Source organism: Pseudokordiimonas caeni (assembly GCF_026719705.1).
GTDB classification, from domain to species: Bacteria; Pseudomonadota; Alphaproteobacteria; order Sphingomonadales; family Kordiimonadaceae; genus Gimibacter; species Gimibacter caeni.
This window is the reverse complement of sequence record NZ_JAPPRR010000002.1, coordinates 380,704-398,658: the sequence shown is the minus strand read 5'-3', so window position 1 is coordinate 398,658 and position 17,955 is coordinate 380,704. Positions and strand designations below refer to the sequence as shown.

The 17,955-nt window shown below is 62.0% G+C and carries 22 protein-coding genes; 12 read left to right on the top strand and 10 right to left on the bottom strand.

What is annotated here, in order from left to right; all coding sequences use genetic code 11:
- Window positions 1-17 precede the first annotated feature (17 nt).
- Window positions 18-2,318, top strand: coding sequence for an NADP-dependent malic enzyme (locus OU694_RS10550; protein WP_308910967.1), 2,301 nt, complete (start codon window positions 18-20; stop codon window positions 2,316-2,318).
- Between the two features lie 13 nt (window positions 2,319-2,331).
- On the opposite strand, the gene OU694_RS10545 is transcribed toward OU694_RS10550, so the two are convergent.
- On the bottom strand, window positions 2,332-3,720 hold the full coding sequence (locus tag OU694_RS10545) for a sigma-54-dependent transcriptional regulator (protein WP_308910966.1): 1,389 nt from the start codon (window positions 3,718-3,720) through the stop codon (window positions 2,332-2,334).
- A 170-nt stretch (window positions 3,721-3,890) separates the two neighbouring features.
- On the opposite strand from OU694_RS10545, the gene OU694_RS10540 reads away from it, so the two are divergent.
- The 7 genes from OU694_RS10540 (at window position 3,891) to OU694_RS10510 (ending at window position 8,097) form a co-directional block, all read left to right on the top strand.
- The gene (locus OU694_RS10540) at window positions 3,891-4,274 is read left to right on the top strand and encodes a PilZ domain-containing protein (protein ID WP_308910965.1); all 384 of its coding nucleotides are present in this window, start codon (window positions 3,891-3,893) and stop codon (window positions 4,272-4,274) included.
- A gap of 88 nt (window positions 4,275-4,362) precedes the next feature.
- Window positions 4,363-4,701 (top strand): PilZ domain-containing protein, encoded by a 339-nt coding sequence (locus OU694_RS10535; RefSeq protein ID WP_308910964.1) that lies wholly within the window; start codon window positions 4,363-4,365, stop codon window positions 4,699-4,701.
- An 11-nt stretch (window positions 4,702-4,712) separates the two neighbouring features.
- The gene (locus OU694_RS10530) at window positions 4,713-5,054 is read left to right on the top strand and encodes a DUF1491 family protein (RefSeq protein ID WP_308910963.1); all 342 of its coding nucleotides are present in this window, start codon (window positions 4,713-4,715) and stop codon (window positions 5,052-5,054) included.
- Between the two features lie 99 nt (window positions 5,055-5,153).
- Window positions 5,154-5,672 carry a peptide deformylase gene (gene def / locus OU694_RS10525; protein ID WP_308910962.1) on the top strand — a complete coding sequence of 173 codons (519 nt, stop codon included), beginning with the start codon at window positions 5,154-5,156 and terminating at the stop codon, window positions 5,670-5,672.
- 10 nt (window positions 5,673-5,682) lie between these two features.
- Complete coding sequence (fmt, locus tag OU694_RS10520) at window positions 5,683-6,606, top strand: methionyl-tRNA formyltransferase (protein WP_308910961.1); 924 nt, start codon at window positions 5,683-5,685, stop codon at window positions 6,604-6,606.
- A 6-nt stretch (window positions 6,607-6,612) separates the two neighbouring features.
- Window positions 6,613-7,359, top strand: a complete 747-nt coding sequence (gene truA / locus OU694_RS10515) for a tRNA pseudouridine(38-40) synthase TruA (protein ID WP_308910960.1) — start codon at window positions 6,613-6,615, stop codon at window positions 7,357-7,359.
- A gap of 78 nt (window positions 7,360-7,437) precedes the next feature.
- Entirely contained in the window at window positions 7,438-8,097 is a 660-nt protein-coding gene (locus OU694_RS10510; protein ID WP_308910959.1) for a glycine zipper 2TM domain-containing protein, read from the top strand.
- Window positions 8,098-8,123: 26 nt separating this feature from the next.
- On the opposite strand, the gene ptsN is transcribed toward OU694_RS10510, so the two are convergent.
- From ptsN to OU694_RS10465, 9 genes are all read right to left on the bottom strand, one after another.
- The gene (gene ptsN / locus OU694_RS10505) at window positions 8,124-8,585 is read right to left on the bottom strand and encodes a PTS IIA-like nitrogen regulatory protein PtsN (protein ID WP_308910958.1); all 462 of its coding nucleotides are present in this window, start codon (window positions 8,583-8,585) and stop codon (window positions 8,124-8,126) included.
- 88 nt (window positions 8,586-8,673) lie between these two features.
- On the bottom strand, window positions 8,674-9,270 hold the full coding sequence (hpf, locus tag OU694_RS10500) for a ribosome hibernation-promoting factor, HPF/YfiA family (RefSeq protein WP_308910957.1): 597 nt from the start codon (window positions 9,268-9,270) through the stop codon (window positions 8,674-8,676).
- A gap of 291 nt (window positions 9,271-9,561) precedes the next feature.
- Entirely contained in the window at window positions 9,562-11,169 is a 1,608-nt protein-coding gene (rpoN, locus tag OU694_RS10495) for an RNA polymerase factor sigma-54 (RefSeq protein WP_308910956.1), read from the bottom strand.
- Between the two features lie 11 nt (window positions 11,170-11,180).
- The gene (lptB, locus tag OU694_RS10490; protein WP_373460321.1) at window positions 11,181-11,957 is read right to left on the bottom strand and encodes an LPS export ABC transporter ATP-binding protein; all 777 of its coding nucleotides are present in this window, start codon (window positions 11,955-11,957) and stop codon (window positions 11,181-11,183) included.
- Window positions 11,958-12,131: 174 nt separating this feature from the next.
- Window positions 12,132-12,656, bottom strand: coding sequence for an LptA/OstA family protein (locus OU694_RS10485; RefSeq protein WP_308910955.1), 525 nt, complete (start codon window positions 12,654-12,656; stop codon window positions 12,132-12,134).
- Window positions 12,653-13,354 (bottom strand): hypothetical protein, encoded by a 702-nt coding sequence (locus OU694_RS10480; RefSeq protein WP_308910954.1) that lies wholly within the window; start codon window positions 13,352-13,354, stop codon window positions 12,653-12,655. Before OU694_RS10480 ends, OU694_RS10485 begins: the two co-directional genes overlap by 4 nt.
- 15 nt (window positions 13,355-13,369) lie before the next feature.
- Window positions 13,370-13,984, bottom strand: coding sequence for a ribonuclease D (locus OU694_RS10475; protein ID WP_308910953.1), 615 nt, complete (start codon window positions 13,982-13,984; stop codon window positions 13,370-13,372).
- 89 nt (window positions 13,985-14,073) lie between these two features.
- On the bottom strand, window positions 14,074-15,414 hold the full coding sequence (locus OU694_RS10470) for an ATP-binding protein (RefSeq protein ID WP_308910952.1): 1,341 nt from the start codon (window positions 15,412-15,414) through the stop codon (window positions 14,074-14,076).
- Window positions 15,411-16,151 (bottom strand): response regulator, encoded by a 741-nt coding sequence (locus OU694_RS10465; RefSeq protein WP_308910951.1) that lies wholly within the window; start codon window positions 16,149-16,151, stop codon window positions 15,411-15,413. The genes OU694_RS10470 and OU694_RS10465 overlap by 4 nt, the downstream gene beginning before the upstream one ends.
- Before the next feature lie 200 nt (window positions 16,152-16,351).
- Between OU694_RS10465 and OU694_RS10460 the strand changes: the two genes are divergently transcribed.
- From OU694_RS10460 to mnhG, 4 genes are read left to right on the top strand one after another with little or no spacing between them, the layout of a single operon-like run.
- Entirely contained in the window at window positions 16,352-16,834 is a 483-nt protein-coding gene (locus OU694_RS10460) for a Rap1a/Tai family immunity protein (RefSeq protein WP_308910950.1), read from the top strand.
- 38 nt (window positions 16,835-16,872) lie between these two features.
- The gene (locus tag OU694_RS10455) at window positions 16,873-17,343 is read left to right on the top strand and encodes a Na+/H+ antiporter subunit E (protein WP_308910949.1); all 471 of its coding nucleotides are present in this window, start codon (window positions 16,873-16,875) and stop codon (window positions 17,341-17,343) included.
- Between the two features lies 1 nt (window position 17,344).
- Window positions 17,345-17,632, top strand: coding sequence for an MrpF/PhaF family protein (locus OU694_RS10450; protein WP_308910948.1), 288 nt, complete (start codon window positions 17,345-17,347; stop codon window positions 17,630-17,632).
- The gene (gene mnhG, locus OU694_RS10445) at window positions 17,629-17,955 is read left to right on the top strand and encodes a monovalent cation/H(+) antiporter subunit G (protein WP_308910947.1); all 327 of its coding nucleotides are present in this window, start codon (window positions 17,629-17,631) and stop codon (window positions 17,953-17,955) included. Before OU694_RS10450 ends, mnhG begins: the two co-directional genes overlap by 4 nt.

Genomic DNA, 17,955 nt, shown 5'->3' with positions numbered 1-17,955 from the left:
AAGTACAGGCTGTCGCGATGACAAACAAACCCACCAAGTTCACCGAAGCTGAAGCCCTGCGTTTCCATGCCGCCGGTCGTCCCGGCAAGCTGGAGATCACGCCGACGAAACCTGTCGCTACCCAGCGCGACCTTTCGCTGGCCTACAGCCCCGGCGTCGCCGTGCCTGTCCTGAAGATCGCGGAAGACCCGGATACGGCCTATGATTACACCACCAAGGGCAACCTTGTGGCCGTCATCTCGAACGGTACGGCCATCCTCGGGCTCGGCAACCTCGGTGCCCAGGCGTCGAAGCCGGTGATGGAAGGCAAGGCGGTCCTCTTCAAGCGGTTCGCTGACGTGGACAGTATCGACCTTGAAGTCGATACTGAGGATATCGACGAGTTCGTCAACTGCGTGAAGCTCCTTGGCCCCTCGTTCGGCGGCATCAACCTTGAAGATATCGGTGCACCGGCCTGCTTCATCATCGAGCAGCGCCTGCGCGAGCTGATGGATATCCCGGTTTTCCACGACGACCAGCATGGCACGGCGATCATCTCGGCCGCCGGCCTCATGAATGCCCTGCACCTGACTGGCCGGTCGCTCAAGGATACCAAGATGGTGGCCATCGGTGCCGGCGCCGCCTGTATCGCCTGCGTGGAGCTCATCAAGGCGATGGGCATGCCGCATGAGAATGTCATCATGGTGGACCGCACCGGGGTGATCTATACCGGCCGCGAAGAAGGCATGAACCAGTGGAAGTCGGCCCATGCCGTGAACACCGACGCCCGCACGCTCGAGGAAGCCATGGTTGGCGCCGATGTTGTGCTCGGGCTCGCCGCCAAGGGTGCGGTGACGAAGGAAATGGTTGCCTCGATGAATGCGCGGCCCATCGTCTTCGCCATGTCGAACCCCGACCCCGAAATCACGCCTGAAGAGGTACGCGAGGTCCGTTCCGACGCCATCATCGCCACCGGCCGTTCGGACTATCCGAACCAGGTGAACAACGTGCTCGGTTTCCCCTACATTTTCCGGGGGGCGCTTGATGTCCGCGCGCGCACCATCAACGAAGAAATGAAGATCGCGGCGGCCAAGGCGATTGCCGAGCTTGCCCGCGAGGAGGTGCCGGATGAAGTGGCGGCGGCCTACGGCGGCACCCGTCCGCATTTCGGTCCCGAATATATCATTCCCGCGCCCTTCGATCCGCGCCTCATCAAGGCCGTGCCGATGGCTGTGGCGAAAGCCGCGATGGACACCGGGGTGGCCCGGAAGCCGATCGAGGATCTCGAAGCCTACGGGCAGGAGCTTTCCGCCCGGCTCGACCCGACGGCTTCGACCCTGTCGCTGATCCTTGAGGACCTGCAGCGCCGCCCGAAAAAGCGCGTGGTGTTTGCCGAAGCCGAGGAAGACAAGGTCCTGCGCGCGGCGATCAGCTTCAAGAACAACGGCTACGGCATCCCGGTGCTGGTGGGCTACGAGGCGCCGATCCGCGAAAAGCTGCGTGAGATGGGCGTCGAGGACGAAGGCATCGAGATCGTCAATGCGGCCAACAGCCCCAACAAGGACGCCTATGTCGACCTTCTCTACAAGCGGCTCAACCGCCGCGGCTTCCTCTTGCGCGATATCCAGCGCTATGTGAACCGCGACCGGAACGTCTTCTCCGCCTGCATGGTGGCAACGGGCGACGCCGACGCGATGGTGACGGGCCTGACACGCCAATATTGGCGTGCCCTCAAGAATATCAAGCGCGTGATCGATCCGCTGCCGGGCAAGCTTGCCTTCGGCCTGTCGGTGATGGTCACCAAGTCGCGCACCGTTTTCATCGCTGACAGCACGGTCAATGACCGCCCGACCGGCGAGCAGCTGGCGACGATTGCCGAAATGAGCGCCGATTTCGTGCGCCGCATGGGGCATGAGCCGCGCGTGGCGTTCCTCTCCTTCTCGAACTTCGGCAATCCGCCGTCGGACAAGACGGAAAGCGTGCGCGAAGCGGTGCATATCCTTGATGAGCGCGACGTGAATTTCGAATATGACGGCGAAATGCAGGCTGATGTGGCGCTCAACAAGGACTTGATGTCGCTTTATCCCTTCATGCGGCTGACGGCACCCGCCAACATCCTGATCATGCCGGCCCTGCATTCAGCCAACATCAGCTACAAGCTTCTGGCCGAAATCGGCGGCGGCAAGGTGGTGGGGCCGATGCTTCTGGGTCTGTCGAAATCGGTTCAGATCGCGCGCATGACCTCGACGACATCCGATCTCGTGAACATGGCGGCCCTTGCCGCAAGCGCCGCCCATATGCTCGAGGCCGACGAGGCAGCCGAAGACAACGGCGAATGAAGGGCGGGGCGCTTCAGCCCCACTCTTTCATCTTGCGGTAAAGCGTCGAGGGGTTGACGCCAAGTGCCTTGGCTGCCGGCGTCACCTTTCCCTTGAATGCGGCGAGCGCGACCTCGATGGCGCGGCGTTCGGTTTCGGCAAGCGGTACGATATCCTCGGCCCTAGACACCGGCTGCGGAACCGTAGCGACAGGCGCAGCCATGACACTTGCAGGCTTCGCCGGCGACCGGCTGCGGCCTATCAGGCCATCAAGCATTGCGGCCGTCAGTTCGCGCCCGTCATTCAGCACCACAGCCGATTGGATCACGTTGCCGAGCTCGCGCACGTTGCCGGGCCATGTATGCGCCGTCAGCAGCGCCTCCGCGTCTGCTGAAAAGCCGGTAAAGGCCTTGCTTTCCTCGGCGGCGAAACGTTTGAGCATGGCTTCGGCGATGGCGATCACATCGGACGCACGATCCTTCAGGGGCGGCATATGGATCGGGATCACATGCAGGCGGTAAAAAAGATCCTCGCGGAACCGCCCGGCTTCCACTTCTTCCCAGGGGTTGCGGTTGGTGGCGCACACGAAGCGCACATTCACCGAGCGTGTTTCGGCAGACCCGAGCGGCCTCACTTCCCCCGACTGCAGGAAGCGCAGGAGCTTCGCCTGGATATCGAGGGGGATTTCACAAAGCTCGTCAAGGAACAGCGTGCCGCCATCGGCGCGCACGGCGGCCCCCACATGGTCGGCCATCGCGCCCGTGAAGGCGCCGCGCTTGTGGCCGAAAATCTCGCTTTCCATCAGGGTCGAGGGGATCGCTGCGCAGTTGATGGCCACAAAGGGCTTATCAGCGCGCGGTGAGAGGGCGTGAATTGCCTCCGCCGCCAGTTCCTTGCCGGTGCCCGATTCCCCCATGACAAAGACGCTTGCGCGGCTTGGGGCGGCGTCACGGATCATGCCGTAAACTGCCTTCATCGCGGGGCTCGTGCCGATGAATTTCTCGAACCCGCCAGCAGGCCGGACGCGCATGCTGTCCACAAGGCCGGCCAGCCGGTGGATTTCAAGCGCATTTCGCGTAGTGGTCAGCAGGCGTTCGGCAGTGAAAGGCTTCAGGAGAAAGTCGGTGGCGCCGGCGCGCATCGCGTCCACGGCGGTAGTGACCGAGCCGTGCGCGGTGATGACGATCACCTTCGGCGGCACCGGCTTTGCCGACAGGGCCTTCAGGATTTCCTGTCCGTCCATGTCCGGCAACTTGAGGTCCAGAAGCACGACAGCAGGCAGCGATTTTTCGATGGCTTTCAGGGCCTCCGCACCGGTCGAGGCCCCGGCCATGTCGGCATCCAGTTCCTTCAGGTAGGCCTGATAGGTCAGGTTGAGCGTCGGGCTGTCCTCGACAATCAGGATGCGTGGCCGGCTTGGCATGACGGGAACGGTCCTCCTCTCCACCGTGTCGGGCGGTGGCCTCTTCCCGAAAAGTCGTAGCCTTTCCCGGAAATCTGCACAAGCTGCATGAAGCCCGTCGCCAAACGTTAAAAATTCGTTATACTTGCCCTACACGGGGGAATCGGCCGGGAAACCGGCCAAATGCGGGCATGAAAACTATGGGTCAAGGGGTTGATCCGGGCGCTGGTGAGGGCCCGGCAGATTTCGATAACCGGCGCCAGTGGACACGCCGGACAATCTTGTGGCCAGCGAGCATCCGGCTGGGTGGGCAGGTGAGATACTGCCATCTGCGCAACCTCTCGCTCGGTGGCGTGCGCGCCCGGGCGGGTGCCGATATCGCGCTTGCAGAAGGCACCGAGATCACCGTTGATATCCCCTCGCGTGGTACATTCAGCGCGACAGTGGCCTGGCAGGGCGGGCCGGACCTCGGCCTTTCCTTCCGCGATGCGCCGACGCGGGTGTTCGAACAGCTCGCCGATATCGCGGAAGCCTTGGGGCTTGGACGCGGGGAACCGGCTGGCAGCACCGCCTGAACGGCGATCCGTACAAGTTTTAACATTCAGATTCGCTTAACCTTTGGGGCATACTCTTGGGCGAGTGCGACAATTGGGGAGTTATGCCGTGCCGGCGGAAACCGTGAAGCCTGAAAGCCAGACAAAGCGCCGCAATTTCAGCCGCCGCCATGTCTTGTGGCCGGCCAAGCTCGAGGTCGGCAAGCATGTCTTTTCATGTCAGATCTGGAACGTGTCGCTTGGCGGGGCGCGCCTGCGCATCGATGTTCCCCTGAAGGAAGGCAGCGAGGTGGTCCTTGATATACCGTCGCGCGGGCGCATCCCTTCGGTCGTCTCCTGGTCCAACGAACAGGGGCTGGGCCTTTCCTTCCAGGTCGGGCCGGATCGTATCCGCGAGATGTTCCATTCGGGTGTTGCCGTCCTCGGCCTCGACAACCCGCCCGAATAGGCCTTTTTCCTGTGCAATCCTATCGCCTGCCCAGCGCGCTGCATGCTTCGGCCATCGTGCGCACGGCCTTTGCCTGCGACCGTCCGGCTTATGTCGTCCACAAGGGCGACGCCGAACGTGGCGGCCTTCTCCTCAAGGTGAACCGCTTTGCGAAGGGCGTGTGGCTTCTGGAGCGGGCGGTTGATTTCGACGGGAATGCCGTCTGGCGGCCGCTCGGTGCCGACGACCAGAGCGAGGCGGCAGCGGACGAGCGCGTCGCCAAACGGCGCCAGATGGACAGTGATCTCTGGATCGTCGAGGTCGAGGACAGGGACGCGAGTTTTGAGCCTGATGCGCCCGTTGAACGGCTCTGAACCGCGCCGCCACCTTGACCTTTGGCTTCCCGGCGCCTAGGTAAGGCCCAATGACTGGCGCCGCACCGGACGCCGCACCCGAACGAACAGGCGATCCTTATGGCCAAGCTGAATATCATCCATGTGCCGGACCCGATGCTCCGCACGATTTCCGATCCCGTTGAGGAAGTGAACGACGCCGTTCGCCGCACCCTCGATGATATGGTTGAAACCATGTACGCCGCCCCCGGCATTGGCCTTGCCGCCATCCAGGTGGGTATCCCGCGCCGGATGCTGGTGATCGACACCGAAGGCGACGAGACGAGCCCCAAGCCGAAATTCCTGATCAATCCGGAAGTCGTCTGGGAGTCGGACGATTACAGCGTCTATAATGAAGGCTGCCTGAGCGTGCCCGAGCATTATGCCGAGGTGGAACGCCCGGCGACGGTTCGCATCCGCTATGTCGATTATAACGGCAAGCAGGTTGAAGAAGAGATGGACGGGCTGATGGCCACCTGCGCCCAGCACGAGATCGACCATCTGAACGGCGTCGTCTTCATCGATCACCTTTCGAAGCTGAAGCGCAACATGATCGTGAAGAAACTGATGAAGGCGTCGAAGGACGTCGAAATTCTCTGAAGGAAGCCCGATGCGCCTTGCATTCATGGGGACACCCGCCTTCGCGGTGCCGACACTCAAGGCGCTGATCGCGGCTGGGCACGAGATTGCGGCCGTGTATAGCCAGCCGCCGGCGCCGGCCGGGCGCGGCCAGTCCGTGCGCCCGAGCCCCGTGCATCAGGCCGCCCTTGATGCCGGCCTTGCCGTTTTCACCCCCAAAAGCTTCAAGGATACGGACGTGCAGGCGGAGTTTGCGGCCATCAACCTTGATGCCTGCGTGGTGGTTGCCTACGGTCAGATCCTGCCGCAAGCGGTGCTTGATGCGCCGCGTCTTGGCTGCCTCAATGTGCATGCATCTCTGTTGCCGCGCTGGCGGGGGGCGGCCCCCATCCACCGTGCCGTGATGGCGGGCGATGCCGAAACCGGCGTCTGCATCATGCAGATGGAAGCCGGGCTCGACACCGGTCCCGTGCTGATGCGTGAAGCCACGCCGATCGGGGCGGAAGACACCACCGCCACCTTGCATGACCGCCTCGCGATGCTTGGCGCGGCGCTGATCAACCCCGCGCTCGAAGGTTTGTCGTCTGGCACGATTACGGCTGAAACACAGCCCGAAGAGGGTGTTACGTACGCCCGCAAGATCGACAAGGCGGAAGCGAGGATTGACTGGACGAAGCCGTCTGTCGAGGTGGACAGGCTGGTGCGCGGGCTCAATCCCTTTCCCGGTGCCTGGACGGATATCGGCGGCGAGCGCTTGAAGGTGCTTGGCGGGCATCCGGAAAATGGGGCGGGCGCACCCGGTACTTTCCTTGATGACACCCTGCTTGTTGCCTGTGGCGACGGCGCATATCGGATCGACCGCGCCCAGCGCGCCGGCAAGGCGCCGATGGACCGCGAGACCTTGCTGCGCGGTTTCAGCGTGCCGGCTGGCACCAAAGTCAGCCCGGACAAGTAGCTGCTCATGGCACGCTTCAAGCTCACCATCGAATATGACGGCCGTCCCTATGTGGGCTGGCAACGGCAGGACAATGGCCCGACCGTGCAGGCTGTACTCGAGGACGCCTTTGCCGAATTCGCCCACGGGGAAGAAATCACCGTCTTTGGTTCTGGCCGCACCGATGCCGGCGTTCATGCGAAGGGTCAGGTCGCGCATGTGGACCTTGCCCGCCCGATGACATCGGATGCCCTGCAGGCGGCGCTCAACCATTTCCTGAAAGTCAGGGAAACCGCGATCAGCATCCTGAAGATTGAAGAGGTTGGCGAGGATTTCAACGCCCGCTTCTCGGCCAAGGGGCGGCATTATCTGTACCGGATTGTCAACCGGCGCGGGCCATTGACATTCGACCGGGGGCTGGCGTGGCATGTGATCCGCCCGCTTGATGCCGAAGCAATGAACGAAGCCGGCCAGCGCCTGATCGGCACCCATGATTTCACCACCTTCCGCCATGTGGAATGCCAGGCGAAAAGCCCGGTCAAGACACTGGATTACCTGCGGATCGAACGGCACGGCGAGGAAATCCATATGCTGGCGGGCGCGCGGTCCTTCCTGCATCACCAGATCCGGTCGATGATCGGGACGCTTGAGCTTGTCGGGTGCGGCAAATGGACGGCGGATGACGTGACGGCGGCCCTGGAGGCCCGTGACCGCTCGGCGCTTGGCCTCAACGCCCCGCCTGACGGGCTCTATTTCCTGCGTGTGGACTATTGAGCGGCCGGTTTTTGCCGCGGTCCCGCCCCAATTGGCATGATATTCTGTTTTCCGAAGACATTTGAGGAGGCAGGAAACATGACGCTTCAATCCAACTTTGCCCGCTCGCTTGCCCTGTCGGCGGCTTTCGTGTTGGCCACCCCGACCGCCCCCGCCGTTTTTGCCGATCCGCCCGCCCATGCAGCATCGCATGGTAAGAAAGACAAGGGGCACAAGGATAAGGGCCATAAGGCCGAGCACAAAAACTTCCGGGGTGGACCGCCGCCCTGGGCGCCCGCCCATGGATACAGGCGCGGTGAATATAAGGACTGGGGCTATGCCGCCCCGATCTTCGAGCCGCGCGATGGCCGCTGTGACTATAAAGCCATGGGCCAGATTCTGGGCGGGGCAGTGGGCGCCACCATCGGTGCCAAGGTATCCGACAAGGACAGCCGCCTTGCTGCCATCCTTGCCGGCACGGTCATCGGTGTGATTGTGGGTGGTGAGATTGGCAAATCGGTCGACAAGGCCGGGCGTGGTTGTATCGACCATTCACTTGAATATGCCGGGGACGGGGTCACTGTCCGCTGGTCGGACGGGCGGCATGATTTCGCCATGCGCCCCGTGGAGACCCTGTGGCGCGGGGATCAATATTGCCGCCGTTTCACGTTCGACGGACCGTCCGGCTATTCGCTTGTAGGCAATAACCTCGCTTGCCGCCGGAATGATGGCAGTTGGGTGATCGAAGGCCGGATCTGATTTTTGGGGAAGGAGCGCCGCCTGATTCAGGCGGCGTTCGATGCCGGCTGGCTGAGCATGGCGAACAAGGCAGGCGCCTTGTGCGTGGCCCGCAGCTTTTCGCACATGCGGTCATCCCGCAACAGGCGCGACACCTTGGCGAGCGCCTTCAGGTGATCGGCGCCGGCTTCTTCCGGCACCAGCAGCATGAAAATGAGGTCGACCGGCTGGTCATCCACCGAATCGAACGGGATGGGTTCAGCAAGCTGGGCGAAAAGGCCGACGATGCGGTCAAGACCCTTCAGGCGCGCGTGCGGAATGGCCACGCCATGCCCCACACCGGTGGAACCGAGGCGCTCGCGTTCCATCAGCCCGTCAAAGGCATCGCGGCAGTCCACGCCCACCTTTTCCGCCAGATGGCGGGATAGGGCCTGAAGCGCCTGTTTCTTGCTCGATGCCCGGAAGCCCGCAAGGACATTATCCGGGTTCAGAAGATCTTCGATCTCCATAAGGCTACCTCTCGGCCGGACCCCGATCCGGGGTCCGGGGATCAATAGGTTCATTATCGATCAGTCAGGGGTGCCTGTGCAAGACCCTTTAGTCTCGCGCACCCGGACTGATCCAGCCGATATTGCCATCGCCGCGGCGATAAACAACGTCGAGCGTATCGCTCTTCGTGTTCCTGAACATGAAGGCGTTCGAATCCGACAAGTCCATCAGCATCACGGCATCGCTTACTGTAACCCGCGGAATTTCCACGTTGGCTTCTGCGATGATCACGGGCTGATGATCAGCCCCGTTCACCGTCGCACCGTCAGCATCGCCCTCTTCATCTGCATGCGGGGCTAGCACGGTGTTCCTGACAGGCTCGAACATCATTTCTTCGCGGCCTGTCATGGCGTGGTGGTTCTTAAGGCGACGTTTGTAGCGACGCAACTGTTTTTCGATCTTGTCGGCTGCGAGCTCGAAAGCGGCGTAGGGATCGTCCGTCTCGGCGCGGGCCTGCATATTGATACCCTGATTGGCATGCAACGAAATGTCGGCGCGGGTGAGGTGTCCTTCTTTATGGAATGTCGCCGATGCATCGATCGACCGGGTGAAATACTTCTCAGTAATGGCCTGAAGCCTGTCGGTGACGTGGGTTGTCAGAGCTTCGCCCACATTCATTTTCCGTCCGGTTACATTGATATCCATAGGAGCCAATCATCCTTTCTACACGGCCGGTGAGGCCGCTTGTCGTCGGTCACGGGACCGGGAAGACCGGCAGAGGCGGTCTTCCGCCCGCTATCTCCTTCATCTGGGGCCATATAGGCCCGACAAGACAGCCGTTGCAGCTGTCCCTTCAAGCCTAGCAAGAAGTTTGGCTGCATGTCGCCTGTCTCTTTAAACGTGTGGCAAGTTGCTGAAAAATCAAGGGTCCGGAGAGGCCCTGATGAAGGAATTGTGACAGGCGCGGTTGCGACTCAGCGAAATCGGCGGATTTTGTCAGATCGACTTCAGGCGGCGGCGCTGGACGGAGGACGGAATCTTCATTGCCTCGCGGTATTTGGCGACCGTACGGCGGGCGATATCGACGCCCTCGCGCTTCATGATGTCGACGATCGTGTCGTCGGAAAGGATCTTCTTCGGGTCTTCGGCGTCGATCAGTTCCTTGATCCGGAATTTCACCGATTCCGCCGAGTGGCTGTCGCCGCCCGCGGTGGCGGATATCGACGAGGTGAAGAAATATTTCAGCTCGAAAAGGCCGCGCGGGCAGGCAAGGAACTTGTTGCTGGTCACGCGCGAGACCGTGCTTTCGTGCATGTCGATCTCGTCAGCGATGTCCTTCAAGGTCAGCGGCTTCAGGTAGCGCACGCCATATTCGAAAAACATATCCTGCTTTTTCACAAGCGCGGTCGCCACCTTCAGGATGGTGCGGGCGCGCTGGTCGAGCGCCTTGACGAGCCAGTTGGCGTTCGACACGCATTCGGAGATGAAGGCTTTGGCCTCCCTCTCGCCCGATGCGGTTTCGGTGAGTTCGGCCACGTAGCTGGAATTGACCAGCACGCGGGGCAGGGTGTCGCTGTTCAGCTCCACCACCCATTCACCCGTTTTCGCCTTGTTCACAAAAATGTCCGGCACCACGGCCTGCACATTTTCGTGCCCGAAGGCGAAACCGGGCTTGGGGTTGAGTGCCCGGATTTCCTGGATCATGTCCGAGAGGTCTTCCTGATCGACCCCGCAGATGCGCTTGAGGGCAGCGAGATCCCCCCGCGCCAGCAGATCAAGATGGTCGACGAGCGCCTGCATGCAGGGGTCGAAGCGATCAAGATCCTTCAGCTGCAGCGCCAGGCATTCGCCAAGTGTGCGGGCGAACACGCCGACGGGCTCGAAAGTCTGCAGGATGCCGAGCACACGGTCCACGTCTTCCGGGCAGCAGTCCAGCCGTTCGGCCGCGTCTGTCACCTCGGCAGCATCGATATAGCCAGCTTCATTGACGAGATCGATCAGGTGGGCTGCCAGCATCCGGTCGGCCGGCGCATGTACTGCCACCAGCATCTGGTGGGTCAGATAGTCATGCAGGGACTGTCCGGCCTCAAGCGTCTGGTCAAGGCCGCGGTCGTCGCCGACCCCGCCCGCGCCGCGCACCGCACCGGCGCCGTCATAGGAAAGGCCTGAGGGCGCCTCGCTCGCGGCGGATACCCGGTCGCTTACCGCGTCGCCGTTGAAGACATTGTCGCTGTAATCGGCATCAAGCGCGGAATCGGCGCCTGCGGTATTGTCGATCCCGGTCTCCAGCCCGCGGTCGGTGGCAATGAGGCCGCCTTCATTGGCGTCGCCATAATCGCCGCCTCCGTCGCGGAAGGTGTCGTCACTATAGTCGCGCAAGTCCTCGTCGCTTGCCGTGCCGCCGCCTTCGCCGGTTTCCATCTCGCCCGGTACGTCGCCGCTCGGCTCACCGATCTCGAGGATCGGATTGCGCTCCACCTCCTGCTCGACAAATTCGCCAAGCTCGAGGTTCGACAGCTGCAACAGCTTGATCGCCTGCTGCAGCTGGGGTGTCATCACCAGCTGCTGGCTTTGCCTGAGATCGAGCCGTGGGGTGAGGGCCATTGCGTCCGCTCCTAGAGGCTGAAGCCTTCGCCGAGATAGACGCGGCGGACATCGGGGTCCTTCAGCACGGCCTCGGCGTCACCTTCGAAGAGCACATGGCCATCGTAAATGATATAGGCGCGGTCGATGATATCGAGCGTTTCGCGGACATTGTGGTCGGTGATCAGCACGCCGATGCCACGATCCTTCAGATGCACGGTCAGGTGCCGGATGTCTGCAATGGCGATGGGATCGATGCCGGCGAAGGGTTCATCGAGCAGCACGAAGCTCGGGCGCGCTGCCAGTGCCCGTGCGATTTCGCAGCGGCGGCGTTCCCCGCCCGACAAGGCAAGAGCAGGCGTCTCACGAAGGTGGCCGATTGAAAATTCGGAAAGAAGCTCATCAAGCATCGCTTCGCGGACTGCCTTGTCGCTTTCCGAAACCTCGAGCACGGCGCGGATATTGTCGGCCACCGTCATGCCCCGGAAAATGGACGTTTCCTGCGGCAGATAACCGATCCCGAGCCGGGCGCGGCGATACATTGGCAAACGCGTGATATCGACCCCGTCCAGAAGGATGGCACCGTGGTCGGGCGCAATGAGGCCGGTGATCGAATAGAAACAGGTGGTCTTGCCAGCGCCGTTCGGCCCCAGAAGCCCGACAACCTCGCCGCGCCTCAGGCTCAGCGACACGTCCTTCAGGATCGTCCGGTTGCCATAGGCCTTGCCGATCGCGCGTACTTCAAGCCCGGCCTGGCCGCCTGCCATGCCGTTTGCGCCTTTTTCTGCGGGCTTGGTCTCGGTCGTCATCGTCTTCGTATCCCTCGCGGCTCGCGACTTATGGGCGGTCGTCGCCCTTATGGTGGGACCTTCCGGTTAAGGAATGGCTAATTGGCTCAATTTGTGCATGTAGCCTGCCCCGAAGGCCATGTTAAGCACGTTCGGGATGGGAGTTCCAGAGGAAAGCGGGAAAGTGCGGCAGCCTTAGCTTTCGGGCTGTTTCTCGGGCAAGGTGAACCTGCCACGCACCCGGCCATCGTCGGCGGCTGCGCCGTCAAGGCGGGTCAGGCCGCTGACAAGGTCAAGCTCCAGCCGTTCGCCAGCAAGGCGGCTCGACCCGCGGGTCAGCACCACATTGCCGCCCATGGTGACCAGCCGTTTTTCCACGTCATAGATCGCCCAGTCGCCGGTCACGGCTTCGCTTTCGGACGAAAGCGAGACCTTGCCGGACGAGTCCAGCCGGCTGATCGAGGGCGAACCGCCGGCAATGTCGCCGGCATAGTAAACGACAAGGCTGTCAGCGGTGAGCGTCATGCCGCCTTGCACCACCCGCACCGCACCCTTGAACTCGGCGCGGCCGTCGCGCTGGCGCACTTCCAGCCGCTCGGCAGTGATGTCGATGGGCTGTTCTGTGTCGTGGCCTTTGAGGGCGGGTTCGGCTGCAGCTGCGCTCAGGGCACTGGCAAGCGGCAGCAGGGCAGCAATCAGGGCGTGGCGGATTCGCATCATTTCTTGGCGCTCTCGTTCGTTCGGGCGGTGCGTTTCGGCACGATATGGAAGCTGACGCCACCATCGAAAATCGCCGTCTGCTCGTCAACCAGCAATTCAACACGTTCAGCATCAAGCGTGCCGAGTGGTGACTTGCCCTGGATATCCCCTTGGCCGGTGGCGCGGCGTTCGCGCAGGTCCACCTCGGCCCCGGCCATCCTCAGGTCATAGTCGGCGCCGACACGCACCGTCACACCACCGATCAGGGAAAGCGTGCCGTCCTTCAGCCGGTAGATGCCGGTGCGGGCGGTGACGACTGCCGGGGTGAAGGGCTCGATATCCATTTCGGCGCGGATGTCGGAAAGCCGCACGCGCGGGGCGGTCGGGTCTTCCTGCACGCCCGATGCGGCATGGATATTGAAAAGCCGGTTCACCTTGTCGGTGCCGGTGTAGTTCAGGTTTGTCATGCGGACGGTGCCGTCGCCTTCGCTCACTTCTTCCTTGGACAGGGTGAAGCTCACTTCCTGGCTGTTGATGAAGGGCCAGAACAGCGTCAGTCCACCGAGGACGAGCGCGATGGCGGGCAGGGCGATGCGCATGAAGCCGATGAAGCGGTCCCATCCGGCGCCGTCCACCTTGCGGCCGCGTTTCGGCAGCAGCGCCGCCCGGCCCACGGCGTGGGCGGTCTCTGGCGTGCTGAAATGGTCGCTGCCGGTCATCGGAAAGCTCGGTCCTCAGGCGTGGGAGAAAATGTCCATCGGCTCGAACCCCATCAGGTCGAGCCGGGCCCGTACGGGCAGGAAATCGAACGCGGCCTGCGCTTCAGCCATGCGGCCCTCGCGCACAAGCATCATATCAAGCTTTTCCTTCATCCGGTGCAGATACAGCACATCGGACGCCGCATAGGCGGCCTGCGCGTCGGTCAGGGTGTCCGCTCCCCAGTCGCTCGATTGCTGGGCCTTGTCCATATCCACCCCCAGAAGCTCGCGGGCAAGCTCCTTCAGGCCGTGGCGGTCGGTATAGGTGCGGACCAGTTTCGAGGCGATCTTGGTGCAATAGACGGGCGCGGTTTCCACGCCCAGATACTGGCTCATCACGGCAATATCAAAGCGCCCGAAATGGAAGATCTTGAGGACCGCGGGGTCCGCCAGAAGCTTCTTCAGGTTCGGCGCGCTATAGTCCTTGCCATCGAATTTCACGAGATGCGCGTTGCCGTCGCCTGCGGAAAGCTGCACCACGCACAGCCTGTCCCGCGCCGGAATAAGGCCCATCGTCTCGCTGTCGATCGCGACAGACGATCCGAAGTCGACGCCATCGGGCAGGTCATTCTGGTGGATATGGATGGTCATGGAAGCACCCCGTAACGGCAGAAGTCTGAATATAGAAGCTTTCTGGCATAAAGGGGGCAGCCATGCGAGTGGAAACTGGCGAAAACGGCTTACCGTGGCAGGCGGATATCGACCCGGAGGCCGCCTTCGGATCGATTGGCGATATGAAGGTCGCCGCCGTGGGCATGCGCGATATTCAAGGCGATGGGCAGGCCGAGCCCGATACCCCCGGTATTGCGGTTGCGCGACTGCTCGACCCTGTAATAGGGCTGCACGATCTTTTCGATCTCACCCTCCGGCACACCGGGGCCGGTGTCTTCCACGCGGATGACCAGCCAGTCGGGGTCGGCGATCAGCGAGACATGGGCGTTGCCCCCGTATTTAACCGCGTTGGCGATGACATTGCTGATCGCGCGCCGGAGGGCACTTGGCCGGCATTTGCCGTTGATATCTGCACCAAGGAGCGAGTGGGTCACCGGCTGGCCTTCGTCTGCGAGGTCATCACACAGGCTTTCGACAAGGGCGGTGATATCGGTCTTGCGCATCGGCTCCGACGGGCTCGAGCCCCGCGCATAATCAAGGGCAGCCTGCACCATCGCGCTCATATCGTCGATCACCCGCATCAGGCCGCGGCGGTTGTCGTCCTGGCCGACAAGTTCGGCCCGAAGCCGCAGCCGGGTGATGGCTGACCGCAGGTCGTGCGAGATGGCGGCGATCATTTCGGTCTGGCCATGCACCAGCCGCCGGATGCGGGTCTGCATCCGGTTGAAGGCGCGGGCAGCCTGCACCACTTCGCGCGTACCGGTTTCCGGGATTGCGGGGGCATCGATATTGAGGCCCATTTCATCAGCGGCGCGGGTGAATTTGTCGAGCGGTGTGACAATCCGGATGATCAGATACCAGGCGATCACCAGAAAGATGATGCCGAGCAGGACAATGTAGCCGATCACCCGGTCATTGAACAGGGCCGGCGCTTCGGGCAGCGCGGCATGGAAAACCGACTGGCTGCCATCCTGAAAGCGGATGGTGACAAGCACGTCGAAACCTTCGCCGTTTGGCCCCGGCAGCAGGCGCAGTTCTTCCATGCTGCGGACGCAGACATCGGCGTCAAGGCCCGGCACGGTCGAGAAATAGCTGGAAAGTTCCTCGTGCATCCGTTCGGCAAAGGCATTTTCGCGGCAGGCATCGTTGGCAGGCTCTATATCGGTCAGCGACAGGAATTGTGTCTGCGCGGCGGCCAGGATCCGGGCGCGGTCCGCATCCGGCAAACTTTGTGTCAGGTCGACAATACCGGCAATCCGCGCCGCCAGATCGGCCGCTTCGGTCAGGATCACCGTTTCCGTACGGTCGCTTTCATAAAGAAGCAGGCTGACGACATGCGAGACAAGGAAGGCGGCAGTCACAATCACCAGCGCCTGTGCCTTCAGCGTTGTCGGGACCCACGATTTCATCCGAGTTCAAGCGATTTGGTGAAAACATAGCCTGCGCCCCAGGCCGTCTTGATGATTTCAGGATGCCGGGCGCTGTCGCGCAGTTTGCGGCGCAAGCGGCTGACATGCGTATCGATGCTGCGATCGAAGGGTGTGCTGTGGCGGCCCTTTGTCAGGTCCAGAAGCCGCTCGCGCGACAGCGGGATTTGCGGGTGCTGGACGAACACCAGAAGAAGGTCGGTCTCGCTTTGCGACAGCGGAATCACCGTGTCGTCGGGATCCACGAGCTCCATGCGGGTCGGGTGGAATTGCCAGCCCGCAAATCGGATCACGCCGGGCGAGCGGGGCGATAGAAACTGCACCTGCTTGGCGCGGCGCATCACCGCCTTGATACGGGCGAGCAACTCGCGCTTGGCGAAAGGCTTGACGATATAGTCGTCGGCACCGAGCTCGAGGCCCACCACGCGGTCGATCTCGTCGTCCTTGGCGGTCACCATGATGATCGGGGGCATGGCGGGATCGGCGCGCAACTGGCGGCAAAGCTCGAACCCGTCACGACCGGAGAGCATGACGTCCAGAAGGATCAGGTCGACACGGATGGATGCAAGCTGGGCGAACATCTCCTCGCCTCCCTCGGCGGCGACCGGATTGTATCCTTCGCCGGACAGAAGCTGGATCAAGAGTTCGCGGATTTCCCGGTCGTCATCCACAACCAATATGGTCAAACCCGGGGACGTATCGACCTTCAAGTTCGGCATGGCTCCTGTTTCGTGTCAGATCGGCGGGGGCGCGGCGCACGCATCGGTGACGCATTCTTGCCACCCTTGTGTCTGTGGCACAAAGCAAAATCCCGACCCGTACATTCCTGACACACTTTTTTACAAATCCGGCAAACATTTACATATCACAGTTGCCAGATTGTAAGGGAGATAACGACACACGGAAAAGGTGGCTTTCGATGAAAAAAGTCCGGGACGGGCTGCGAAAATCAACTTGGATACTGGGTGCGGTTTCCCTGGCCCTGTTTGTTGCGGTGCCCACCCGCGCAACAGGTGTGGACAATGGCGATGATCTGGCAGGAACCTGCCGCGACTATCGTCAGGGTCCGTCCACCCCGGAGGCCTTGACCTGTGCTGCTTATATCCAGGGATTCCTTGGCGGGGCTCTGGCGACAGACAGCGTGGTCGAGGCTTCCGTACGGGCCCTTTACGAGAATCGCTCCGATTTCATGAAGCGTGCGGTCAGCAGCCGGGCGCCCGGCCCGTCGGGCAAGCTGCATTCGAATATCCATGCGCACTATTGCCTGCCGGTGGAAGAGACACTCGGGGCGGTGATCGATGGCTTCAATACCTATGCAGCGACCGGCAACACGCCGGGCAGTGTTGCCGCGCACGACTATCTCTATAGCGCGCTCCAGCAGCTTTACCCCTGCAAGGGGTGAGCGGCCCCACAGCTTTTCGGTAATCAGACGGGATTCAGATGAAGCACCTTCTTGTCTTGCTGGTGGCGCTTGGCGCCATCTGGCTTTTGTGGTCGGGCATATATACGCCGCTGTTGCTGGCGTTCGGGCTCGTCTCGTGCCTGATTGTGGCGCTTCTGGCATGGCGGATGGGTCTGGTGGACCGCGAAGCGGTGCCCTTCCATCTCCATCTGAAGGTAATCCCCTATTGGGGGTGGCTGGTGAAGGAAATGCTGGTGTCGAGCCTTGCCGTCACGCGTCTCATCCTCACGCCCGGCGTGAAGCTCATGCCCGAAGTGGTGCGGCTGAAGACCGCGAAGATGGAAGATGTGACCCGTGTCACGCTCGCCAACAGCATCACACTGACCCCCGGTACCGTCACCCTTGATGTGAATGATGACGAAATTCTCGTCCACTGCCTGACGGCTGACGGGGCGAAGGACCTGCTGGCCGGCGGCATGGCGGCCCGTGTCGTCGCGCTGGAGAATTGACATGCTGCACGTTGCTGCCATCGCGATTTTTGTGACCATGGCGTTGGCGCTTGCCCGCGCGCTTCTTGGTCCCTCGATCTTCGACCGGATTCTGGCCGCCAACATGTTCGGCACCAAGGTGGTGCTGCTGCTGGCGGTACTCGCCTTCTTTCAGGACAGGCCCGATTTCCTCGATCTTGCGCTTGCCTATGCGCTTATCAATTTCATCGGCGTTCTGGCGGTTCTCGAATTTTTCCAGAGCCGCCTGCGCCGTCAGGCACGGCCATCGGCCGGGGAGGGTGGGCAATGACTGAACTCCTGTCGGTCGTCAGCACCCTCCTTGTTGTCTCGGGCGGTCTTTTCGTCCTTGTCGGCGGGATCGGGCTTCTGCGCTTTCCTGACCTTTTCACGCGCATGCATGCGGCAAGCGTGACCGATGCTATGGGTCCCCTCCTCATCCTCGGCGGCCTGATGCTGGAAGCAGGCTGGAGCCTTGCGACAGCCAAGCTCCTGATCATCCTTGTCTTCTTCCTGTTCACGACGCCGACGGCTACCTATGCGCTCGCCAATGCCGCGACACTCGCGGGTGCGGCGAAGAAGTCGTCCGGCACATCAGACAAAAAGGACGCCTGA